This window comes from Campylobacter concisus (assembly GCF_015229965.1).
Classification (GTDB): domain Bacteria; phylum Campylobacterota; class Campylobacteria; order Campylobacterales; family Campylobacteraceae; genus Campylobacter_A; species Campylobacter_A concisus_BD.
The window spans coordinates 1-20,247 of sequence record NZ_JAAKZB010000012.1; the positions used below are offsets into that span (position 1 = coordinate 1).

The 20,247-nt window shown below is 39.4% G+C and carries 24 protein-coding genes; 13 read left to right on the top strand and 11 right to left on the bottom strand.

Going from position 1 to position 20,247, the window contains the following annotated elements; all coding sequences use genetic code 11:
* Window positions 1–620: hypothetical protein (locus G6W43_RS06230; RefSeq protein ID WP_194169380.1), on the top strand; the 620-nt coding region annotated here is incomplete at its 5' end.
* 61 nt (window positions 621–681) lie between these two features.
* On the opposite strand, the gene G6W43_RS06235 is transcribed toward G6W43_RS06230, so the two are convergent.
* A complete protein-coding gene (locus G6W43_RS06235; RefSeq protein WP_194169381.1) occupies window positions 682–1,512 on the bottom strand; it encodes a peptidylprolyl isomerase in 831 nt (276 codons plus the stop codon).
* 70 nt (window positions 1,513–1,582) lie between these two features.
* Here G6W43_RS06235 and gltX point away from each other — a divergent pair, with 70 nt between their 5' ends.
* From gltX to G6W43_RS06270, 7 genes are all read left to right on the top strand, one after another.
* Window positions 1,583–2,962, top strand: coding sequence for a glutamate--tRNA ligase (gene gltX, locus G6W43_RS06240; RefSeq protein WP_194169382.1), 1,380 nt, complete (start codon window positions 1,583–1,585; stop codon window positions 2,960–2,962).
* Entirely contained in the window at window positions 2,959–4,212 is a 1,254-nt protein-coding gene (locus G6W43_RS06245; RefSeq protein ID WP_004317644.1) for a malic enzyme-like NAD(P)-binding protein, read from the top strand. Before gltX ends, G6W43_RS06245 begins: the two co-directional genes overlap by 4 nt.
* Before the next feature lie 89 nt (window positions 4,213–4,301).
* Entirely contained in the window at window positions 4,302–4,928 is a 627-nt protein-coding gene (gene upp, locus G6W43_RS06250; protein WP_103615123.1) for a uracil phosphoribosyltransferase, read from the top strand.
* A gap of 9 nt (window positions 4,929–4,937) precedes the next feature.
* Window positions 4,938–5,444 (top strand): ribonuclease domain-containing protein, encoded by a 507-nt coding sequence (locus tag G6W43_RS06255; protein WP_103615124.1) that lies wholly within the window; start codon window positions 4,938–4,940, stop codon window positions 5,442–5,444.
* Entirely contained in the window at window positions 5,441–5,713 is a 273-nt protein-coding gene (locus G6W43_RS06260; RefSeq protein ID WP_194169383.1) for a barstar family protein, read from the top strand. Before G6W43_RS06255 ends, G6W43_RS06260 begins: the two co-directional genes overlap by 4 nt.
* On the top strand, window positions 5,710–6,384 hold the full coding sequence (locus tag G6W43_RS06265; RefSeq protein WP_103618079.1) for an MqnA/MqnD/SBP family protein: 675 nt from the start codon (window positions 5,710–5,712) through the stop codon (window positions 6,382–6,384). The genes G6W43_RS06260 and G6W43_RS06265 overlap by 4 nt, the downstream gene beginning before the upstream one ends.
* 294 nt (window positions 6,385–6,678) lie before the next feature.
* Complete coding sequence (locus G6W43_RS06270) at window positions 6,679–8,514, top strand: aryl-sulfate sulfotransferase (protein WP_194169384.1); 1,836 nt, start codon at window positions 6,679–6,681, stop codon at window positions 8,512–8,514.
* Window positions 8,515–8,571: 57 nt separating this feature from the next.
* Here G6W43_RS06270 and G6W43_RS06275 read toward each other — a convergent pair whose 3' ends face one another.
* From G6W43_RS06275 to gatC, 10 genes are read right to left on the bottom strand one after another with little or no spacing between them, the layout of a single operon-like run.
* Window positions 8,572–9,168: a hypothetical protein gene (locus tag G6W43_RS06275; RefSeq protein ID WP_107930074.1), complete on the bottom strand. Its 597-nt coding sequence runs from the start codon at window positions 9,166–9,168 to the stop codon at window positions 8,572–8,574.
* A gap of 27 nt (window positions 9,169–9,195) precedes the next feature.
* On the bottom strand, window positions 9,196–9,984 hold the full coding sequence (locus tag G6W43_RS06280) for a shikimate dehydrogenase (protein ID WP_103589954.1): 789 nt from the start codon (window positions 9,982–9,984) through the stop codon (window positions 9,196–9,198).
* Window positions 9,981–10,874 carry an SPOR domain-containing protein gene (locus G6W43_RS06285; protein WP_194169385.1) on the bottom strand — a complete coding sequence of 298 codons (894 nt, stop codon included), beginning with the start codon at window positions 10,872–10,874 and terminating at the stop codon, window positions 9,981–9,983. Before G6W43_RS06285 ends, G6W43_RS06280 begins: the two co-directional genes overlap by 4 nt.
* A gap of 9 nt (window positions 10,875–10,883) precedes the next feature.
* The gene (locus tag G6W43_RS06290; protein WP_002941307.1) at window positions 10,884–11,426 is read right to left on the bottom strand and encodes a DUF1882 domain-containing protein; all 543 of its coding nucleotides are present in this window, start codon (window positions 11,424–11,426) and stop codon (window positions 10,884–10,886) included.
* Complete coding sequence (locus tag G6W43_RS06295) at window positions 11,426–12,670, bottom strand: serine hydroxymethyltransferase (protein WP_149712066.1); 1,245 nt, start codon at window positions 12,668–12,670, stop codon at window positions 11,426–11,428. The genes G6W43_RS06290 and G6W43_RS06295 overlap by 1 nt, the downstream gene beginning before the upstream one ends.
* Window positions 12,667–14,175: a lysine--tRNA ligase gene (gene lysS / locus G6W43_RS06300; protein ID WP_223154912.1), complete on the bottom strand. Its 1,509-nt coding sequence runs from the start codon at window positions 14,173–14,175 to the stop codon at window positions 12,667–12,669. The genes G6W43_RS06295 and lysS overlap by 4 nt, the downstream gene beginning before the upstream one ends.
* Before the next feature lie 4 nt (window positions 14,176–14,179).
* Window positions 14,180–14,647 carry a Fur family transcriptional regulator gene (locus tag G6W43_RS06305; RefSeq protein WP_002941362.1) on the bottom strand — a complete coding sequence of 156 codons (468 nt, stop codon included), beginning with the start codon at window positions 14,645–14,647 and terminating at the stop codon, window positions 14,180–14,182.
* Between the two features lie 2 nt (window positions 14,648–14,649).
* On the bottom strand, window positions 14,650–15,261 hold the full coding sequence (locus G6W43_RS06310) for a CvpA family protein (RefSeq protein ID WP_103639273.1): 612 nt from the start codon (window positions 15,259–15,261) through the stop codon (window positions 14,650–14,652).
* Complete coding sequence (locus G6W43_RS06315; protein ID WP_021085022.1) at window positions 15,261–16,394, bottom strand: type IV pilus twitching motility protein PilT; 1,134 nt, start codon at window positions 16,392–16,394, stop codon at window positions 15,261–15,263. The genes G6W43_RS06310 and G6W43_RS06315 overlap by 1 nt, the downstream gene beginning before the upstream one ends.
* A 3-nt stretch (window positions 16,395–16,397) precedes the next feature.
* A complete protein-coding gene (gene gatC, locus G6W43_RS06320; RefSeq protein WP_021085025.1) occupies window positions 16,398–16,685 on the bottom strand; it encodes an Asp-tRNA(Asn)/Glu-tRNA(Gln) amidotransferase subunit GatC in 288 nt (95 codons plus the stop codon).
* A gap of 124 nt (window positions 16,686–16,809) precedes the next feature.
* On the opposite strand from gatC, the gene G6W43_RS06325 reads away from it, so the two are divergent.
* From G6W43_RS06325 to hisG, 5 genes are read left to right on the top strand one after another with little or no spacing between them, the layout of a single operon-like run.
* The gene (locus G6W43_RS06325) at window positions 16,810–17,373 is read left to right on the top strand and encodes a hypothetical protein (RefSeq protein WP_194169386.1); all 564 of its coding nucleotides are present in this window, start codon (window positions 16,810–16,812) and stop codon (window positions 17,371–17,373) included.
* On the top strand, window positions 17,373–18,380 hold the full coding sequence (locus G6W43_RS06330; protein ID WP_087581314.1) for an L-seryl-tRNA selenium transferase: 1,008 nt from the start codon (window positions 17,373–17,375) through the stop codon (window positions 18,378–18,380). The genes G6W43_RS06325 and G6W43_RS06330 overlap by 1 nt, the downstream gene beginning before the upstream one ends.
* Window positions 18,377–18,709, top strand: a complete 333-nt coding sequence (locus G6W43_RS06335) for a hypothetical protein (protein ID WP_103650332.1) — start codon at window positions 18,377–18,379, stop codon at window positions 18,707–18,709. The genes G6W43_RS06330 and G6W43_RS06335 overlap by 4 nt, the downstream gene beginning before the upstream one ends.
* Window positions 18,696–19,325, top strand: coding sequence for a type III pantothenate kinase (locus tag G6W43_RS06340; protein WP_194169387.1), 630 nt, complete (start codon window positions 18,696–18,698; stop codon window positions 19,323–19,325). The genes G6W43_RS06335 and G6W43_RS06340 overlap by 14 nt, the downstream gene beginning before the upstream one ends.
* Window positions 19,322–19,936 (top strand): ATP phosphoribosyltransferase, encoded by a 615-nt coding sequence (gene hisG / locus G6W43_RS06345; RefSeq protein WP_012140323.1) that lies wholly within the window; start codon window positions 19,322–19,324, stop codon window positions 19,934–19,936. The genes G6W43_RS06340 and hisG overlap by 4 nt, the downstream gene beginning before the upstream one ends.
* Window positions 19,937–20,247 lie beyond the last annotated feature (311 nt).

Sequence of the window (20,247 nt, forward strand, 5' to 3'; positions counted from 1 at the left end):
ACTTTAATGGTATATATGATTTGCAATATAAAAATTCTGACTTTGTAAATAACCTTTTTGGTTATCTAGAAAAAAATAAGAAAAGAATATTAGAGATAATAGAGATTGATTCTTTTTTATTATATATAGAAAAACTAGGCGAATTTGACGAAAAATATAAAGAAAAATATCATAAATTTGCTATCGAAGTATTATTAAAACATTTAAAATCTATATTTGACAATAAACAATATGAATATTTTGATACAGAGACTATCAATAAAATGAATGGCTTTGATGACCAAATCAAAGATTTATACAATAATCTTATGCGTGAAAAAGAGTTTTTTAAAATATATACTGCAAAAGGTATAATAGAAAATATTTTCATGAGTAAGAGCCCAATACCAGAAGTATTGTCATCTAAAATAAAGAGTGAAGACTTAGAAAAATATTGCTATGCGAATAAAGATTTTGTATATAGTGCAGTGAAATTTTTACGCTCTGATAGGCATCCTGAAGCCGATGAGCTTAAAGATAAAATACTAGGTGTATTTAAAAACATATCGAAAAATGGCAATGAAAGTCAAAGACTTAAAATGGGGTTAATTCTGAAGTATTTAAATAATAAGGATTGCTAAAAAACTAAACTCATGATTGTTGTAGGAGAAATTTAGCCACCAAAGATGGCTAAATTTGAAGTTATCTTAGAATTTGAATTTTTGCTTTTGCGCGGAGTTTTTCAAAGTAATCACTCATTAATTTTTCTTGCTCGCCTTGGTAAAGCTCGTTTATAACACCATCTTTTACATCAGCAAAGCTTGGTGTATATGAGCCAATCTTCTCTTTTACCAAAAACATATCAAAGCTGTCAGGTCCTTGCAAAGGCTGTGTGTAGTCGCCGTTATTTGTGCTTGAGATGATCGCAGCAAGCCTTGGATCTATGCTTTGATAGTCCAAACTAACCTCCTGTGTTTGCACGCCGTCTAGTAGTTTCGGGCTTGTCTTTTGAGCTTCAAGCAGATCTGGGTCTTTTGCTCTATAAACTACGACTCTAGCGGTGCTAAAGACCTTAAATTTATCAGGATTAGCGTCAAAATACGCCTTTGCTTTTTGCTCATTTATATTTTTGCCAGCCTCAGCAGCTATGCTTTTATAAAGCTTTTCTTGAAGCATCTTGTGCTCTAAGTTGTTTTTAAAGTCCAAAAAGTCCATGCCTTGAGCTTGGATAGAGTTTCTAAACTGCGAATTTGTCATGCCATTTTGCTTTGCGATCGCCTCGATCCTGTCGTTTAGCTCAAAAGGTGTCACGCTTAAATTTAAGTTTTTTATCTGTGCATCTTCAAGCCTATCTCTGATAAGCAAATTTAAAGCATCCTGCTCTGTTGTCTTTAGCTGTTCTTTTAAGCTATAAACCTCGTAAAGCGTGATAGGCTCGTTCTCCACGATAGCTGCGATGCCGTTTATCATCTGAGCTGAATATAAATTTAAGGCACTTAACACGCCAGCAGCCAAAAAGAGCAATTTTTTCATAATGAAACCTTTATTTAAGTATTTAGTAAATATAATTTTGGGCAATTATAACATAAAAATAAGGCACAAAATGATAGTTACTAGATTTGCTCCGTCGCCTACTGGATACCTACATATAGGCGGACTTAGGACAGCTCTTTATAATTATTTATACGCAAGAGCTAACAATGGAAAATTTCTGCTCCGCATCGAAGATACTGACTTAAAACGAAACTCAGAAGAAGCCACACAAGCGATAAAAGAGGCATTTGCTTGGTGCAAGCTAGATCACGACGGCGAAGTGACCTATCAGTCAAAGAGATTTGATCTTTACAAAGAGTATGTTAAAAAGCTGCTTGATGAGGGCAAAGCCTACAAATGCTACATGAGCAAAGAGGAGCTTGAAGAGCTTAGAGCCAGCCAAGAGGCTAGAAAAGAGCGCCCAAAATATGATAATAGATATAGAGATTTTACTGGCACGCCTCCAGCTGGCATCGAGCCAGTCATCCGTATAAAAGCCCCGCTTAGTGGCGAGATCGTCATACATGATGGCATCAAGGGCGAGGTTAAATTTAAGGTTGAAGATATCTTAGACGACTTCATCATCGCTAGAAGCGACGGCACGCCGACATATAACTTCACAGTTGTGATAGACGATGCGCTAATGGGTGTAACAGACGTTATTCGTGGCGATGATCACCTCTCAAATACCCCAAAACAGATCGTTCTTTACGAGGCGCTTGGCTTTAAGGTGCCAAAATTTTATCATGTCGCTATGATAAACGGTGAGGACGGTAAAAAGCTTAGTAAAAGGCACGGCGCAACTGACGTTATGGAGTATAAAAAGATGGGCTACTTGCCTGAAGCGCTCTTAAATTTTCTCGTTCGTCTTGGCTGGAGCCACGGCGATGATGAGGTTTTTACTATCGAGGATATGCTTAAATACTTCAATCCAAACGATATCAACAAAAGCTCAAGCACCTATAACGCTCAAAAGCTTGACTGGCTAAATTCTCACTATATAAAAACTTTGCCTTACGAGAGGCTAGCGCACGATATGCTCGAGTTTGGCGTGGATTTTAAGGCTTTGGTAAAGGGCGAGCTACTACTAAATTCGCTCCGTGAGAGATCAAAGACACTAATTGAAATGGCAAATAGTGCAAATGCTATCATCAACGCTCCAAAAAGCTACGACGAGAAAGCTTGGGCTAAATTTATAAATGAAAATAGCAAAGAAATTTTGGCAAAATTTGCTCAAATTTTAGACCGTGACCTTGACGCAAAGGGATATGAGGAGCTAACTAATAAATTTTTAGAGCAAAATGGCTTAAAACTAAAAGACCTAGCTCAGGCCCTAAGGATAGCGCTAACTGGCTCAAGCGTGAGCCCAAGCATATTTGAGGTGCTTGAAGTAGTAGGTAGCAACGAGATCAAAAACAGAATACAAAATTTATTAAAGGAAGAGAAATGACACATGTAACTAAAGAAGAGGCACTAAACTACCACATAGGCGGTAAGATCGAGATCAGAGTAAAGACACCTTGTGAGACTTCAAGAGACCTTTCAATGGCCTATACTCCGGGCGTTGCTGAACCATGCCGTGAGATAAATGCAGACACTGAGCTAGCTTACAAATACACAAATAAGGCAAATTTGGTGGCTGTCATCACTGATGGCACGGCTGTTCTTGGACTTGGTGACATCGGCGCTATCGCTGGTAAGCCAGTTATGGAGGGCAAGGCGGTGCTATTTAAGAAATTTGCAAATGTTGATGCCTTTGACATCGAGCTAGATGAGCATGATCCTGATAAGATTGTTGAAATTTGCAAGGCTCTAGCTCCTACATTTGGCGGTATAAATTTAGAAGATATCCGCGCTCCAAAGTGCTTTGAGATCGAGCGAAAGCTTCAAGAAGCGGTCGATATCCCTGTAATGCACGACGATCAACACGGCACAGCGATGATAACAAGTGCTGGCATTATAAATGCGATGGAAATTTCTGGCAAAGATATATCTAAGATAAAGATCGTAGTTAGCGGCGCAGGTGCAGCTGGCATCGCGTGCGCTAAGATGTATAAAGCACTTGGCGCAAAACACATCGTGATGATAGATAGCAAAGGCGTCATCCACTCAAAAAGAACAGACCTAACTCCAGAAAAGGTTGAATTTGCGCTTGAAACTGAGGATAGGACTTTGGCTGATGCGATGAAAGGCGCTGATATGTTTTTAGGTCTTTCTAAGCCTGGCGTTGTGACAAAAGAGATGGTTGCGTCGATGAATAAAGAGCCTATCATCTTTGCTTTGGCAAATCCAGTGCCTGAAATTTTCCCAGAGGACGTCGTAGCTGTAAGAGATGACGTTATGATGGGCACAGGCAGAAGCGACTATCCTAACCAAGTAAATAACGTTTTGGGCTTTCCATTTATCTTTAGAGGCGCGCTTGACGTTAGAGCTAAAAAGATCACTGAAAATATGAAAATGGCTGCAGCTAAAGCGCTTGCTCAGCTTGCAAAAGAGCCAGTGCCAGCTGAAGTTTTAAAAGCAAGTGGCGTTAGTGAGCTAAAATTTGGCAAAGAGTACATCATCCCAAAACCATTTGACAAGCGCGTGCTAACAGCGGTCGCTCCAGCAGTTGCAAAAGCTGCAGTTGAAGATGGCGTAGCGAGAGTAAAAGATTTTGATGTTGAGGCTTACAAAGCCAAACTTGCAAAAGGTTTTTAATTAAATTTAGCCCAAATTTGGGCTAAATTCTCCTCTTGGCATTTTGTAAAAGACAAACCTTGTAAAAACAGTAAATTTAAGGACAAAAAATGCAAAACGTGAAGCTCATCTCACATCCATTGATCGAGCATAAATTAACAATCTTACGTGATAAAAACACCCAACCTTTTCAGTTTCGCATGCTAGTTGATGAGATCAGCTACCTTATGATCTTTGAGGCGACTAGAAATTTAAAGGTAAAAGATGTCAAAGTCCAAACACCAGTTGCGGTGGCAGAGGCAAAGAGGCTAACTACAAAGGTGATGATATGCCCTATCTTAAGGGCTGCTCTTGGTATGCTTGATAGCGTCTTTACCATCATCCCAGATGCGAGTGTTGGCTTTTTGGGCTTTCAGCGAAACGAAGAGACAGCGCAGGCTGAGTTTTTCTACGCAAAGCTTCCAAAAGATGCAAAAGAGCGCATGGCGATCATCATCGACCCTATGTTTGCGACAGGTGGCACGGCGATAGACGCGGTTAAGTTTTTGCGTGAAAAGGGCGTTAAAGAGATCAAATTTGTCTCTATCATCGCCGCACCTGAGGGGCTAAAGAGATTTAGCGAAATTTACCCAGACGTTGAGGTCTATACGGCTTCGATCGATGAGAAACTAAACGAGAAAAACTACATCGTTCCAGGTCTTGGTGATGCTGGCGATAGAGTTTTTAACACTCTTTAAGGGCTAAATTTGAACAAAAGACTTTTGCCAGCTCTAGTTGCCTTTGTTATTGCTATCATCATCGGCACATTCTTTTTTTCAAAAGAGGGTGGCGAGGCAAACAAAAACGCTCAAATTTTACTTGAGCAGCTAAACAAAGAGGGGCAAAAGAGCCAGAGCCTCGCAGAAAATGGCTCATATACCTCAAAAGATGAGGTCGCTCTTTATATCTATAAATTTAACAAGCTACCAAAGAATTTCATAACCAAAAAAGAGGCACTTGAACTTGGCTGGGACGCAAAAAGCGGAAATTTATGGCAGATAAGCGGCGGCAAAAGCATTGGCGGGGATAGATTTTCAAACAGAGAAAAGAGGCTGCCTGAGGTTGATGGCAGAAAGTGGTTTGAGTGTGATGTGAATTATAATGGCGGCAGGCGCGGCGCTGAGAGAATTTTATATTCAAACGACGGGCTTATCTACTACACGCCTGATCACTACGAGCATTTTTACCTGCTTTATGAGAAGAGGATGCAATGAAAAGCGTGATCTTAGATGCCAAAAAGATGCTCAAAAAAGAGAAGATGCATGAGTATTTTGCTAAGAAATTTGACCTGCCAGAGTACTACGGTAGAAATTTAGACGCGCTCTTTGACTGCCTTTGCGAGATAAATGAGCCAACGCTTATAAAGCTAAAAAACGAGAATGCTTTGGATAGTGCCACAAAAGAGAGCTTAATCCAGCTATTTCGCGACGTTTGCAACGAAAACGCGCTAGTTAAATTTGAGCTTGTAAAAGATGAAAAATGATATTTGGAAAGATTGATTATCTAAATTTACTCCCATTTCACGTTTTTTTAAAATCAGCCCCACTAAGCTCTCAGATAAAAAAGGCGATCGAGTTTAAAAAGGGCGTGCCAAGCAAGTTAAACAGAGCCCTAAACGCCAGAAAGATCGACGCTGCGGTGATCTCAAGCATAGCTAGCAAAAAGGCAAATTTAAAGAAGCTAAATTTTGGGATAGTCGCCAAAAAAGATGTAAAAAGCGTGCTTGTGCGCAAAAACTCAGCCCCAAAGCCAGATCCTGCCTCAGCTAGCTCAAACGCCCTAGCCAAAGTGCTTAATCTAAATGGCGAGGTGATCATAGGCGATCGCGCGCTAAAGGCATACTTAAGCGAGGGCAAAGAGTGCTTTTACGACCTTGGTCAAATTTGGCACGAAAAGACAAATTTGCCCTTTGTTTTTGGTAGGTTTTCTTACGTAAAAAATGGTTCGTTTTACAAAAGACTAGTCGCAAAATTTTTGCAAAAAAATGTAAAGATCCCAAACTATATCTTAGCCCATTACGCTAAAAGTCGTGACATAAGCGAGCAAGATATCAAGTGGTATTTGAAATTTATAAGCTACAAGATCGGCCCAAAAGAGCAAAAATCACTCCGCAAATTTTTTAAAGAACATAGGTTTTTAAGAGAAGTAAAGTAGTAATAAGTCTAGGTAAATTTGCTAGCATTATTTTTATTATATTTGACCTTATAAATGGCGAAGATAACGAGGCCCGATACGCTATTTAATAAATTTTAAATATATTTTTAAATTTTAAGCTAGTATTAATCTTAGCGTGAAATTTATGTTATAAAGATTTACTACAATTACACACAAAGCAAATCATTTTTGTTATTCCTTTTACTGATTGAGGCCTTGGTTTTTGCCAAGGCTTTTTCTAAATTTTATAAGCTTTATGAGTAGAGTTTATAAAATTTATCTAAAGGAGATGTTATGAAAAAGACTTTGAGTTGTGTTGCACTAGCCTCTGTGCTTTGCTCGAGCGCTTTTGCGATAGGCGGTCCAAGCGGGGCTAAACTTGACTACGCTATCACTGGGCAGATCGGCGAAGTAGTAGTAAATCCATACGACACAGCGCCACTTACAGCAGTCATCAAAAATGGCGGCTACACACTAAGCAATGCAAAAGTAACCATCGTGCCAAAGCAAGGCGGTCAGGTGATAAGCTACAAAGTGGCTGACAAGCATCTTCGCACACATGGTGGCATCCCAGTTTTTGGCATGTATCCTGATTATCAAAACACCGTTGAGGTCGAGTACGACAAGAGCTACAAGGGCAAGACTGAGCATATAAAAGAGAGCTATAAAATTTACGCCCCAGCTATCTACCTAGAGAGCGCTGGCACGCCAAATCAAAAGGGCGCACTATTTGACAAGATCGAGGTTACTAAGCCAGCAAGCGCTAAATTTGCAAACCGCCTCTACTATGTAAATAACTTTGTAAATAAAACAGGCAAGGGCACAAAAGTCGTTTGGAACAACCCAGCTGGCGGTGCGATCGAGTGGAACTACAGCCCAAATAACTTCATACTTGATACAAAAGGCGAGGTTAGATGGTACCTTGAGCCAAGTAAAATTTATGATCTTAAACAGCCATTTCACGCTGGCGTTATGATGGGCTTTAAGCAAAATGACGACGGCGCTATGACTTGGGGTTACGGCCAAAGATACGCAAAATACGACATCATGGGTAGAGAAATTTTCAACCGCGAGCTACCAGCTAGCTACAACGACTTCTCTCACTCAATGGACGTAGCACAAAACGGACACTACTTCTTGCGCGTGGCAAATGCTGACTACAAAAGGGCTGATGGCAAAAACGTAAGAACAGTGCGCGACGTCATCGTTGAGCTTGATCGAGACGGCAACGTAGTTGATGACTTTAGACTATATGAAATTCTCGATCCTTACCGCGATATCGTGCTAAAAACACTTGATCAAGGCGCAGTTTGCTTAAACATAGACGCTAAAAAAGCAGGCCACACAGCAAGCTCTGATGAGCTTCAGTCTATGGATACGCATGATAAATGGGGCGACATAGTTGGCGCTGGTCCAGGACGTAACTGGGCACACGTAAATAGCGTGGATTACGACCCAAGCGACGATAGCATCATCATCTCAAGCCGCCACCAAGACGCAGTTATCAAGATCGGCCGTGATAAACAAGTAAAATGGATCATGGGCGCTCACAAGGGCTGGAGTGATAAATTTAAAGATAAACTCCTTCAGCCAGTCGATAGCAAAGGCAATAAGATCGTCTGCGAAGATGAGTACTCAAAATGCCCAGGATACGAGAGCGACAAAGGTGGCTTTGACTGGCAATGGACTCAGCATACAGCATTTAGGATAGATAGCAAGTCTAAAAAAGGCGAAATTTATCTAAGTGTCTTTGACAACGGTGACACAAGGGGTATGGAGCAACCAGCCATCGCTGGTATGAAGTACTCTCGAGCGGTCGTTTATAAGATCGATGAGAACAAAAAGACTATCGAGCAAGTTTGGGAGTACGGCAAAGAGCGTGGCAAAGAGTGGTATAGCTCAGTTACAAGCCTTACGCAGTATCAAGATGACCTTGATAGCGTGATGGTCTATTCAGCCGTTGCTGGCATGCAGTTTGACATCGCAAAAGGTCGCCCAGTAGGACTTCCAAGCCCACACATCGATGAGTTTGAGTGGGGCGCAAAAGAGCCTAGCATAGAGATAAAAATGACAAATGCTATGGGCTATCAAGCGTTTCCATTTAGCTTACAAAAAGCTTTTGAAAAGTAAATTTTTCCTCCTTTGCTTAGGCAATGGAGGGCTTTTAGTTTTGTGTGATCTTAAAATTTATTTGCTATTTTGCTCTTTTAAAATAACCTTTGCATTTTTCTCTTTTTTACAAAATTCCAGAAATTCTCTCCCATTTTTTGTATCGTCATTTAGTCCGATGCAGCCAAAGCCCTTCTCATCATGTGGATAAAGCGCTAAATTTAGGTTTGGAAAGATAAAAAAGCACCACTCGTTTAAGGAGTATGTATAGAGCATGAGTAATTTAGCTAGATCTTTGATCTCATCAAATTTCAAAGCATCTATCCTAAGGCAGATGGCAGGTAGCAAAATCTCACCATCTAAACCAAGGTCAAAGTGCTCATTTAGCTCTTGCAAGATGCCTAGTTTTTTAAATTTATCGTGCAAAGTTTTTATTTCAAGCGTTTCATCGCTCAAGTTAGTATCGTCGTAGTTTAAGGCGCTTATGACAAACACCTCTTTTTTAAATTTATTAAAATATTTATCAAATAGTTTTAGCGCGGCATCTACGCCAGAAGCCCAGTTTTCATCCTCTATCTCAAAAAAGCCGATCCAGTTTTTAGAGTGGCTAAAGGAGTTAAAATTTATATCGCTAAGCTTTAGAGCCTTATTTATCAAGCTTGATGATTTTTCCATTTTGTTTAATGCACTCTTGCAAGAGCTCTATAAACTAAGAGCCTCTCGCATAGAAATTTCTATCTTTTTCTCATCGAGGCTGCCATTATAAAATAAATTTAACGCTAAAACCGCTTGATACAAGAGCATATCAGCTCCGTCTTTGCATGCTAAATTTTGCCTTTTAGCCTCTTTTAAAAATGGCGTTTGCTTGCCGTATATCACATCAAATGCAAATTTAGCGCTTTTTAAAATGCCATCTAAAATCTCTTTTGGTGCTGGCAAAAGGTCATCTTTTAGCCCTGCTGAGGTCGAATTTACTACTAGATCAAATTTATGCTCTTTATAATCATCCCAGCTAAAGCACTCATAGTGATCTTTAAATTTTTCAAGTCTTGCCTTGCTTCTATTTAGTATGCAAACATCTATGTTTTGCGATCTAAGTGCGTAGGCTAGGGCGTTTGCGGTGCCTCCAGCTCCAAGAATGATGGCGCTTTTTGCCTCTTTGAAATTTGATATCGCTTTTAAAAAACCAGGCGCGTCAGTGTTGTAGGCATAAATTTTCTCATTTTTTAGCACCAAGGTGTTTGCAGAGCCTATTTTTTGGGCTGCCTCTGAGGCGTCGTCGGCTAAATTTAGAGCAAATTCTTTATGCGGGAGTGTGACATTTGCGCCGTTTAGTTTTAAGGATCTAAATTTATTGATTAGCTCATTGCCATCTTTTAGCAAAACCCTAGTATATAGGGCATCAAGAGCCAGATCGGCAATGGCTTTGTTGTGTAGTCTTGGAGATACCGAGTGAGCTATCGGATCTCCAAAAACTGCGAAGGTTTTCATTTTGCTCTAAAGACAAAAGCGTCTTTATTGACATCTTTTCTTATGTCATTTACAGCTTTTTGTAGCCCTTTTTCATCAAATGGACCAACTAAAATTTTAGTTAGCTCGCCAGCTTTTATAGTCTTGTAGCTATAGCCTTTGGCTGCTATTTTTTTCATATAGTCGGCATTTGGGTTAAATTTACTAGTCGCAAATACTTGAACGTAAGAGCCTTTTGCGACGCTCTCGACTTTTGCTGGAGTTTCAGCTTTTTTCTCTACTTTTTCTGCTTTTGCAGGAGCTTCAGCCTTTTTTTCTACCTTTGTTTCAGGTTTTTTCTCAGCCTTAGTTTCAGCTTTTTTCTCAGCTTTTGCCTCAGTTTTAGCTGGCTTTGCTTCAGCTTTTTTCTCTGCTTTAGCTTCGCTTTTTGTTTCAGCTTTCTTAGCTGGAGCCTCTACCTTTGTCTCAGCTTTTTTAGGTGCTTCAGCTGGATGTTCGACAGCTTTTACTACCTCTTTTGGCTCTTCAGTTTTAGGAGCTGACTTTGCACCTTCTTTATCTTTTAGCTTTTTGATCATATCTTCAAAATCATCTTGTTGCTTGTTTTCAGGCACGATAGGTACTTGCTCGAAAAGCTGAGTATCGCCTTTTTTAACATCTGAATTTGTATCTTGTGCAGGTACCTGCGTATCGACTGGCTGCTCTGCTGGCACTGGAGGCAGAACTAGTCTTGAGTCGGCTTCATTTTGTGCTTGTGTAGAGTCGCTTGAGTTTATAAGCTTCATGGCTACGATGATGATTAAAAAAAGTATAACAAGAGCTGCTATAAACATAAGAAGTTTCTTTAGTTTTGCACCCTTTGCCTCATCATCTTTTTCTAAAAGTATATCTTTTAACTCTTCGTTTTCCATTATTTCTCCTTACATATATTTTGACCAACTTGCCCCACGCTCTTTTTGATAGAGGTTATATGGCAAAGTTAGGATGTTAAATTCTTTTGGCATATCTTGATTAGGAAACATTCTCCACTCTTTGGCTAACTTTTGTGAGAGCTTTGCGCTTAGCATATTTGCAAGCGTGCAAGCTTCATTTAGCGTAGTGTGACCTTTATGCACATAAAGGTGCAAATGCCCTGGCGTCTTGGTCTCGTAGGCTGTGAAATTTATAAAGCCTTCTTCTCTTAAAAGAAGCTGAGCTCTATGCCAAAACCTATCTGGAGTTCTGCCGTTGTAGTCAAAGACTATATTTTCGACCTTATCACTTGCATTAATTAGCGAGTGGGCGATTATAGCTTTGCCCTCCTCATGCTCTTTCATGACACTATAAGTTAGTGGTTCGTTGATCTTTTCAAATTTATCAAAGAAAATTTTACCCTTGTACTCTATCTTATTGACGATCGTGTCACGTTTGATGTAGTAGTGGGTCGTTATTATCTTTATAAGAGATGTATCAATACTTTGCATCAAAATGTCGCTTTATCGTAGATTATAAATTTATGAGCAAGATCGACTAGTTCGGCTTTTATCTTCTCTTGTAAAGATGCGTTGTTGATGTCGCTTAGCACGTCAGCGATCTTGTTTGCTATTAGCTCAAATTCAGCCTCTTTCATGCCGCGCGCTGTAAGAGCTGGGCTACCTACACGTATGCCACTTGTGATAAACGGACTTCTTGTCTCACCTGGAACTGTATTTTTATTTACAGTTATACCAGCATTTCCAAGAGCGATATCAGCGTCTTTTCCGCTAAATTCGCGGTTTAAGAAGCTCATTAGGATTAGGTGATTATCAGTGCCGCCACTTACTAGATCAAAGCCTCTACTTATTAGCACTTCGCCAAGTTTTTTAGCGTTTGCTTTTACTTGTTTAGCGTAAATTTTCCACTCAGGGCTAAGGTTGTGCTTAAAGCCAACAGCCTTTGCAGCGATGACATGAACTAGTGGTCCGCCTTGGATGCCTGGAAAGATAGAAGAGTTTATCTTTTTAGCGTACTCTTCGTTGTTTGTCATTATGATGCCGCCTCTTGGGCCTCTTAGAGTTTTATGAGTAGTTGAGCTTACGACATCGCAGTATGGGAAAGGATTTTGATGCTCACCAGCTACTACAAGGCCAGCGATGTGAGCAACGTCTGCAAAGAGTATCGCACCAACAGCGTCAGCTATCTCTCTAAATTTCTTAAACTCGATCTCTCTTGTATATGCGCTTGCACCACAAACGATCATCTTTGGTTTTACTATCTTTGCGATATCCATAACTCTATCGTAGTTTATGCGACCATCAAGCTCTACGCCATAGAAAAAGCTCTCATACATCTTGCCAGAGCTGCTTACCTTTGCGCCGTGAGTTAGGTGTCCGCCGTGGCTTAGATCCATACCTAAAATTTTATCGCCTGGGTTAAGCAAAGCACCATAAACGCCTTGGTTTGCCTGAGAGCCTGAGTTTGGTTGAACGTTTGCAAATTCGCATCCAAAGAGCTCTTTGCATCTATCGATCGCGATTTGCTCGATCTCATCGACAAATTCACAACCACCATAATATCTCTTACCAGGGTAGCCTTCAGCGTATTTGTTTGTTAGGATTGAGCCCATAACCTCCATAACATCTGGATATGTGAAATTCTCGCTAGCGATCATCTCAAGGTGATCACACTGGCGTTTTAGCTCTAAATTTACTAGATCGTAAATGTCTTTATCATAGCTTTGCAAACTCATTTTTCGTTCTCCTTTGTCTCAGTTTTTAGTGGCCTCATCGCTGGGAAGAGGACAACGTCGCGTATTGATTTTTTATCTGTTAGAAGCATCACAAGTCTATCTATGCCTATGCCTTCGCCTGCAACTGGCGGCATGCCGTATCCTAGAGCTTTTACATAGTCCTCATCCATCTCATGTGCTTCGTCGTCGCCTGCGTTTTTAGCATCGATCTGCGCTTTAAAGCGGTTGTATTGATCGATCGGATCATTTAGTTCGTTAAAGCCATTTGCTAGCTCACGACCAGCGATAAATAGCTCAAATCTCTCTGCCACATCAGGATTTGTGTCGCTTCTTCTTGAAAGTGGGCTAATAGAGATCGGATAGTCGATGACAAAAGTTGGGTGTATTAGCTTACTCTCCACGTAGTTATCAAAAAGTTCAGCCTGCAAGTGACCAAGGTCAAGCTTCTCGTTTGCCTCAAAGCCATCTGCTCTTAGTTTTGCTAAAATTTTAGCCTTATCGCTTACGATATCTTCAGCAAGTCCGCCTATCTCAACTAAGGCTTTTTTATAGCTTATGCGTTTAAATGGCTTGCTAAAATCAATCTCCATGCCATCAAAATTTATCACTTTCTCCATGCCAAGTTTTTCTAAAATGACATTAAATAAATCCTCTGTAATGCCCATTAGATCGTGGTAGTTATGGTATGCCCAGTAAAACTCTATGCTTGTAAATTCAGGGTTGTGGGTTAGATCCATACCCTCATTTCTGAAGTTTCTATTCATCTCATAAACAGCTTCAAAACCGCCAACTACAAGGCGTTTTAGATATAGCTCAGGAGCGATCCTTAGGTATCTCTCAACTCCAAGGGCGTTGTGAAATGTCACAAATGGTTTTGCATTTGCGCCACCAGCTATTGGGTGAAGCATCGGAGTTTCAACCTCTAAAAAGCCCTTTTCTTCAAAAAATCTTCTAATCGTGCTTATAATCACTGAGCGCTTTTTAAAATCAGCCCTAACTTCAGGGTTCATTATCATATCAAGGTATCTTTGGCGGTATCTTGTCTCAACATCAACTAGCCCATGGTACTTCTCTGGAAGCGGACTTATCGATTTTGTAGCTAAGCTAAGCTCATTTACGTGCATTGAAAATTCGCCAGTTTTTGTTATAAAAGCGTAGCCTCTAACATAGACGATGTCGCCTATTTCTACATATTTTTTAACGATTTTAAACCACTCTGGATCAAGCGTCTTGTTACTAAAATAAATTTGTAAATTTCCATTTTCGTCTTCAATGTTTGCAAAGACTGCTTTACCAGCGTCACGGATCAGCTTTATCCTGCCTGCAAGGCCAACTAGCTGCCCCTCTGCTTTTTTCTCTTCTGTATCTTTTATATAGTTAAATTTAAGTCTAAATTTAGAGATATTCATATCTCTTCTAAGAAAATGTGGATATGGATTTATGCCTAAATTTCTAAGCTCATCTATGCTTTCTAATCTTTGAATTTCATGTTGGTTGTCAAATATCACCTTACTTTCCCTTTATATTATTTTTTGAACATTTTTCGCAAATTCCATAAAGCTGCATCATGTGACCAGTTAGTTTAAAGCCATGCTCTTTTGCGATGCTTATTTGCCTTTTTTCTATCATAGGATCTTCAAATTCTATGATAAGACCGCACTTTCTGCATATCATGTGGTCATGGTGTGGCTTTGTGGCAAGCTCAAATTTCTTACCTTGAGAGCCAAAGCTGATAGATGTTACCATCTCTGATTCTTCTAGTAAATTTAGTGTCCTATAAACAGTTGCTATGCCGATATTTAGCTCAGGATAGGTCTCTTTTATAAAAAGATATAGCCTCTCTGGCGTAAAGTGTTCGTCGTTGTTATAAAGCGTTTTTAGTAAAATTTCACGTTGTTTTGTATATTTTAAACCGTTGTCGCGAAGAACTCTTTTAAATTTCTCAAGCAAGGCATCGTATTCTAAATTTTCTATCATCTTTATTCCCCTTTGGTGACATTTGTGTCGGTGTTTGTGCTTGCATTTGCATCCATTGATATAAATGCATCACTCTTGTTTGTATCCTTTGGTCTTACTACCATTTCATCTAGCTCATTTTTGATATTTTTCATATCGACGTTTGTTATCCATCTGCCAGTTTCAAGTAGGAGCGGATAGACTTTGCTATTTGTGAAGTATGGCTCGATCATTTTATTTAGCGAAGTGCCTGACATCACGGCAACGACTGCTGAAAATGTGAGGAAAATTTTGCCACTTCCCATGACAAATCCACCAAACCTATCTAAAAAGCCAAGTCCGCTTACTGAAACCATCTTTGATAAAAATTTACCAACTAGCAGACAAACTAGCCAAAAAACTAGCCAAAGTCCGATAAATGCGACAAATTGTAAAAATGAAGGATTTTCAAATTTATATATATTTTTACTTATGAAGCTCTCAGCTACATCTGAAAATCTACTAGCGACAACTAGACCGCCGATAAGTCCGATAAGTCCAAAAGTCTCTTTTATAAGCCCGTTTATTATGCCTTTTACACCAAGTATCAGGACAAGGGCGATGACGATAATGTCAAACCAAGTTACTAAATCCATCATACAGTTCCTATTAAATTTTGAAGTTCTTGCTGGCTAGTCGAGTAGGCTAGCGCGTTTTCTTTTGTGATCAAGCCCTCTTTTAGCGCTTTCATCAGCGCTTGAGTCTGCGTGCTCATGCCAGTTTGTTGCTGATTTAGCTGCATTTGAGAGTAAATTTGATGCACTTTATTTTCGCGTATCAAGTTTGATATCGCCATGTTATTTATCAAAATTTCATGCACAGCGCACCTTCCACCGCCTATTTTTGGTATCAGACTTTGTGAGATGACAGCAGTTAGAGAAACGCTAAGCATATTTCTTACTTGAAGCTGCTCGCTTCCATCGAAGCTATCAACTATCCTATTTATAGTTTGTATGGCTGAGTTTGTGTGAAGCGTGCCAAAGACTAGGTGTCCAGTCTCAGCTGCTGTAATAGCCGTAGAGATCGTCTCTCTATCCCTCATCTCGCCCACAAGTATGATGTCTGGGTCCTCGCGAAGTGCAAATTTTAGCGCCTTTGAGTAAGAGTGCGTGTCGGTGCCGATATTTCTATGTGAAAATAGGGCTTTTTTGTTGTTGTGCACAAACTCTACTGGGTCCTCAACGGTGATGATGTGCTTTCTATAATTTAAATTTATCTCATTAAGCATCGCCGCAAGCGTCGTTGATTTACCACTGCCTGTTGGTCCAGTAACCAGGATAAGGCCTTTTTCTCGTTTGATGATATATTTAAAAATTTGTGGCGCATTTAGATCATCAAGCGAAGGGATGTCGATAGGTATGATACGAAAAGCTGCGGCTAGATCGCCATTCATCGTGTAGTAGTAGTTGCCACGGAAGCGGCCGATATTTGGAAGCTCTATGGCAAAGTCAAGCTCTTTATTGTTTTCAAGCTCGCTCTTTTGGGCGTCTGTGATTAGAGCGTAACATAAATTTTCTATATCTTTGCCACTTAGCACGCCAAATTCAAGCGGTCTTAAAGTGCCATCTATCCTTATTTGAGGCTCAGACCTTGAGACTAGGTGGAGGTCACTGGCTTTATTGAAAACAACGGTTTTTAGAAGCGTTTGGATGTCACCAGAGAGATTACTCTCTGATGCTTTGGTTTGGGCATCCGAGCTTTGCGCTCTTAGTTGTTCGATTAGATCCATATTTTACTCTATGATCTTTGGCACGGCAAAAAAGTGTCCTTCACGTGAAGGGGCATGCTTTAAAATTTCATCGACAACGTCACTTAAATGTGGCTCATCTTCTCTTAATGGAGTGCCACCTTTTATAGAGCTAACTACGGCCTCATCGCTGCTTAGATCGAGCTCATTTAAAACATCGACAAAAGATACGATTTCACTTAATTGCTTCTTGATCTCTTCTCTTTTTTCATCATTAATTTGTAATGCTGAGAGTTTTTCTAGTTTATTTAAGAGAGTGTCGTCTATTTGCATTATTAAGCAACCTTTTAATTGATTTTGAGGCATTATATCACATTCAAGCTTTAATTTTGGGCTACTTTTAATTTAATTATGCTAAAATCTGCGAATTAAAATTTTTCAAAAGCAAGGAAAAACGTTGGCTATAAAAGAAGACTTAACCGAGATAAAAAAAGAGATCGACGCCCAGGAGCAGTTTCTTGAGAGTATGATCAAGGGAGAGCGTTTTTTTAGGAAATACAAAACTTTGCTGATCGTGCTATGCGTGGCAGCTATCGTCGCACTCATCGGATTTTACGCTAGTAAGGTTTTAAACGACAACAGAGTTGAGGAGGCAAATTTAGCCTATTCAAAGCTTATTTTAAATCCAAATGACACAAGCGCTTTAAATGTTTTAAAGGAGAAAGAGCCAAGCTTATATGCGCTTTTCTCACTTGGGCAAATGCTTGATAAAAACGATACAAAAGGCATTAGCGAGCTTGCAAATTTAAAGGTAAATCCGATCGTAAAAGATATCATCCTTTCACAAACTGGCGATACAAATACTCAAATTTTAAGCGAATATAACGCGCTTTTAAAAGGTTTTGAGCTTTTAAAAGAAAACAAGATCAAAGAGGCAAATGTGGAATTTGACAAGATCGCACTTGACTCACAACTACAAACTTTAGTTAGAAATTTAAAACACTATCAGGGAATAAAATAATGAAAAAACTTACACTATTCTTGGCTTTTGCCTTGGCTTTAGTTCTAAGCGGATGCGGCACAAAAAGACAATATTTTGAGCCTGCGCAAACTTCTGGCGAGATATCTTTGTCAAAAGATCTTCCTTCTTACATCAAATCAGCAAATGCAAATGGCGCAACGCTGGATAATGGCAACATCATCACGAAAAATGGGCTAAATAAAAGCATTACCTTGCCTGAAAATTTCAACTTCTTAAACGAAAACAACGGCTTTGTTATCTCAGCTAGCATAAATGGCGATCTAAACGTGACTGATCCTAGCGGCCACAGCGTTTATAGTGGTAAATTTCCAACTGCGATCGTAGCAGCCTCACTTGATCAAAACCAACTTGCAGCTATCAGCGCATCAAACCACATCTATCTAATCGACATCAACACAGCTACGACACTAATGGAGTACAGCTCATCTGACATCGCAGCGGTTGATTCAAGAGTTGTGGCACCTTATTTCATGAGCTCACTCATCGTCTATCCAGCACTTGATGGTAAAATTTACATCGTGCAAAAAGAGACTGGTAGAATTTTGCGCGACGTTGTCGTAAGCTCTGAAAATTTCTTTAACAACATTATATTTTTAGGCGTTGAGGGCGATAATCTAATCGCAGCAACAGCCAAAAAACTAATCGTCATCAACCCAAGCCAGACAGTCTATTATGACGGTGAGATCAAAGACGTGCTAGTTCATAACGATGAAATTTACATCTTTAAAAAAGATGGGACGATAGTAAGAACAGACCTTATGCTAAAAGAGCAAAATAAGGTAAATTTCAAATTTGCTATCTTCTCAGCGGCTACTATCATCAACAATAAGCTCTATGTTATCGAAAAAACAGGCTATGTTATAAAGACAAATTTAGACCTTAGCGGAGCTGAAATTTATGAATTTAGCGACGAGATAAAAGATAAAAGCTTCATGGGCAATGGCGCATTTTACTACGATAACGAGTATGTTAATCTAGGACAATGAACCAAAAAATTTGGGAGCTTTTTGAAGCTAAAAAGATCTTGCTAAGGGATCTAAAAAGGCTTGAGCTTAGCGAATTTACCAAGAAACGCTCGCTTGAGGCGTTTTTTGGTGTTGATACAAAAAATTTCTACGAGATCGTTTTTTTAAGAAGTGCAAATAGCAGGCTTTTGCTTAAAGAAGCCAGCGAGATAAATGAAATTTGTACTAAATTTGAAGAGAAATTTCAAACCAAGATCAAAAAACGTGTGATCTTTTACAACTCTCAAATTTGCTCAAAATCCCTAAACTACTTCAAAGAAGAAGGCTGGAGCTGTTATGATTTTGTGTGATATCGGCAACACCAACGCCTCTTTTTTACAAAATGGCAAGATCACACACATAAAAGTTAGTGAATTTAAGAACTATAAACCAAACGAAAAGGTCTATTTTATCTGTGTAAATGAAGAAATTTTGCGCATGATAGATAAGGATGAAATGTTTGTAAATTTAGAGCCTTACTTTGAGATAGACACGATATACCAAGGTCTTGGTGTAGATAGAAAAGCAGGTTGCTATATGATAAATGATGGCGTTATAGTAGATGCTGGAAGTGCTATAACTGTCGATATAATGGCAAACTCACTTCATCTTGGAGGCTACATCTTGCCAGGCATCGCAACTATGTTAAATGCCTATAAAAGCATCTCGCCACGCCTTGATGTGACGCTAAATTCGCAAATAGACATCGAAGCGTTACCTCAAAAGACGAGCGACGCTGTGAGTTATGGCATCATAAAGCCCATTATCACGCTCATTTCAAAGTTAGCAGGCAGCAAAAAAGTCTATTTTACTGGCGGAGATGGTGACTTTTTGTCTAAATTTTTTAAAAATGCCATTTGCGACAAGATGCTGATCTTTCGTGCCATGCAAAAAATAATCGATGAGAAAAAGGAAATTTTAAAATGATAACAGTAGCCTTGCCAAAGGGCAGGATCGCAGAAGATACACTTGAAATTTTTAGAAAAATTTTTGGTTCGAGCTTTATGTTTGAGGATAGAAAACTCATCCTTGAAGAGGGAAATTTTAGATTTTTAATGGTTCGCAACCAAGACATACCAACTTACGTCACCGAAGGCGCCGCGGACATCGGCGTAGTCGGTCTTGACGTGCTTGAAGAGCATAAGCCAAATGTAGTGAGACTGCTTGATCTGCAAATAGGCAAGTGCAAGGTCTGTATCGGCATAAAAAACGAAGAGGAGCTTGATTTTTCAAGGTCTGAGCTAAAGATCGCTACTAAGATGCCAAATATCACTAGAAACTACTTTGCCAAGCTTGCTGTTGGTGTCAAGATCATCAAACTCTATGGCTCGATCGAGCTAGCACCACTTGTTGGGCTAAGCGACGCGATTGTCGATGTGGTCGAAACTGGCTCAACCATGAAGCAAAATGGGCTAAAAGTGGCTGGCGACATCATGCAAAGCTCAGCCTATCTGATCGCAAATAAAAATAGCTTCATCATCAAAAAAGATGAAATTTTGGAGCTTTATCAAAAGATAAAAGATGAAATTTCAAAGTGAAATTTGAAATTTCGGCTTCTAAATTTAAAAAATTATTAAATTTATCAACTTTAAAGCTACTAAATTTAACCATGTAAAATATTAAATTTATATGGCTTACTTTATTTAAATTTTAAAAGCTTTACCACTAAAATTTAAGCTAAGTAAGATAGAGCAAAAGCCGTAGCCGCCACTAAATTTAAAAGTTAAATTTGAATGTATTTTGTTGGGTGCAAATATGTTTTTCGGTTAGGCTTATGAGCTAGCATGATCAATTTTATTTCGAAACCAAATTTGATATAGGTAGAGCCAGTTTAAATTTGAAAAACAGA

Excerpts from the sequence above, each read along its gene's own strand:
- G6W43_RS06235 (WP_194169381.1), bottom strand. The coding sequence starts at position 1,512 with ATGAAAAAATTGCTCTTTTTGGCTGCTGGCGTGTTAAGTGCCTTAAAT.
- gltX (WP_194169382.1), top strand. The coding sequence starts at position 1,583 with ATGATAGTTACTAGATTTGCTCCGTCGCCTACTGGATACCTACATATA.
- G6W43_RS06245 (WP_004317644.1), top strand. The coding sequence starts at position 2,959 with ATGACACATGTAACTAAAGAAGAGGCACTAAACTACCACATAGGCGGT.
- upp (WP_103615123.1), top strand. The coding sequence starts at position 4,302 with ATGCAAAACGTGAAGCTCATCTCACATCCATTGATCGAGCATAAATTA.
- G6W43_RS06260 (WP_194169383.1), top strand. The coding sequence starts at position 5,441 with ATGAAAAGCGTGATCTTAGATGCCAAAAAGATGCTCAAAAAAGAGAAG.
- G6W43_RS06265 (WP_103618079.1), top strand. The coding sequence starts at position 5,710 with ATGATATTTGGAAAGATTGATTATCTAAATTTACTCCCATTTCACGTT.
- G6W43_RS06270 (WP_194169384.1), top strand. The coding sequence starts at position 6,679 with ATGAAAAAGACTTTGAGTTGTGTTGCACTAGCCTCTGTGCTTTGCTCG.
- G6W43_RS06275 (WP_107930074.1), bottom strand. The coding sequence starts at position 9,168 with ATGGAAAAATCATCAAGCTTGATAAATAAGGCTCTAAAGCTTAGCGAT.
- G6W43_RS06280 (WP_103589954.1), bottom strand. The coding sequence starts at position 9,984 with ATGAAAACCTTCGCAGTTTTTGGAGATCCGATAGCTCACTCGGTATCT.
- G6W43_RS06285 (WP_194169385.1), bottom strand. The coding sequence starts at position 10,874 with ATGGAAAACGAAGAGTTAAAAGATATACTTTTAGAAAAAGATGATGAG.
- G6W43_RS06290 (WP_002941307.1), bottom strand. The coding sequence starts at position 11,426 with ATGCAAAGTATTGATACATCTCTTATAAAGATAATAACGACCCACTAC.
- G6W43_RS06295 (WP_149712066.1), bottom strand. The coding sequence starts at position 12,670 with ATGAGTTTGCAAAGCTATGATAAAGACATTTACGATCTAGTAAATTTA.
- G6W43_RS06305 (WP_002941362.1), bottom strand. The coding sequence starts at position 14,647 with ATGATAGAAAATTTAGAATACGATGCCTTGCTTGAGAAATTTAAAAGA.
- G6W43_RS06310 (WP_103639273.1), bottom strand. The coding sequence starts at position 15,261 with ATGGATTTAGTAACTTGGTTTGACATTATCGTCATCGCCCTTGTCCTG.
- G6W43_RS06315 (WP_021085022.1), bottom strand. The coding sequence starts at position 16,394 with ATGGATCTAATCGAACAACTAAGAGCGCAAAGCTCGGATGCCCAAACC.
- gatC (WP_021085025.1), bottom strand. The coding sequence starts at position 16,685 with ATGCAAATAGACGACACTCTCTTAAATAAACTAGAAAAACTCTCAGCA.
- G6W43_RS06330 (WP_087581314.1), top strand. The coding sequence starts at position 17,373 with ATGAAAAAACTTACACTATTCTTGGCTTTTGCCTTGGCTTTAGTTCTA.
- G6W43_RS06335 (WP_103650332.1), top strand. The coding sequence starts at position 18,377 with ATGAACCAAAAAATTTGGGAGCTTTTTGAAGCTAAAAAGATCTTGCTA.
- G6W43_RS06340 (WP_194169387.1), top strand. The coding sequence starts at position 18,696 with ATGATTTTGTGTGATATCGGCAACACCAACGCCTCTTTTTTACAAAAT.
- hisG (WP_012140323.1), top strand. The coding sequence starts at position 19,322 with ATGATAACAGTAGCCTTGCCAAAGGGCAGGATCGCAGAAGATACACTT.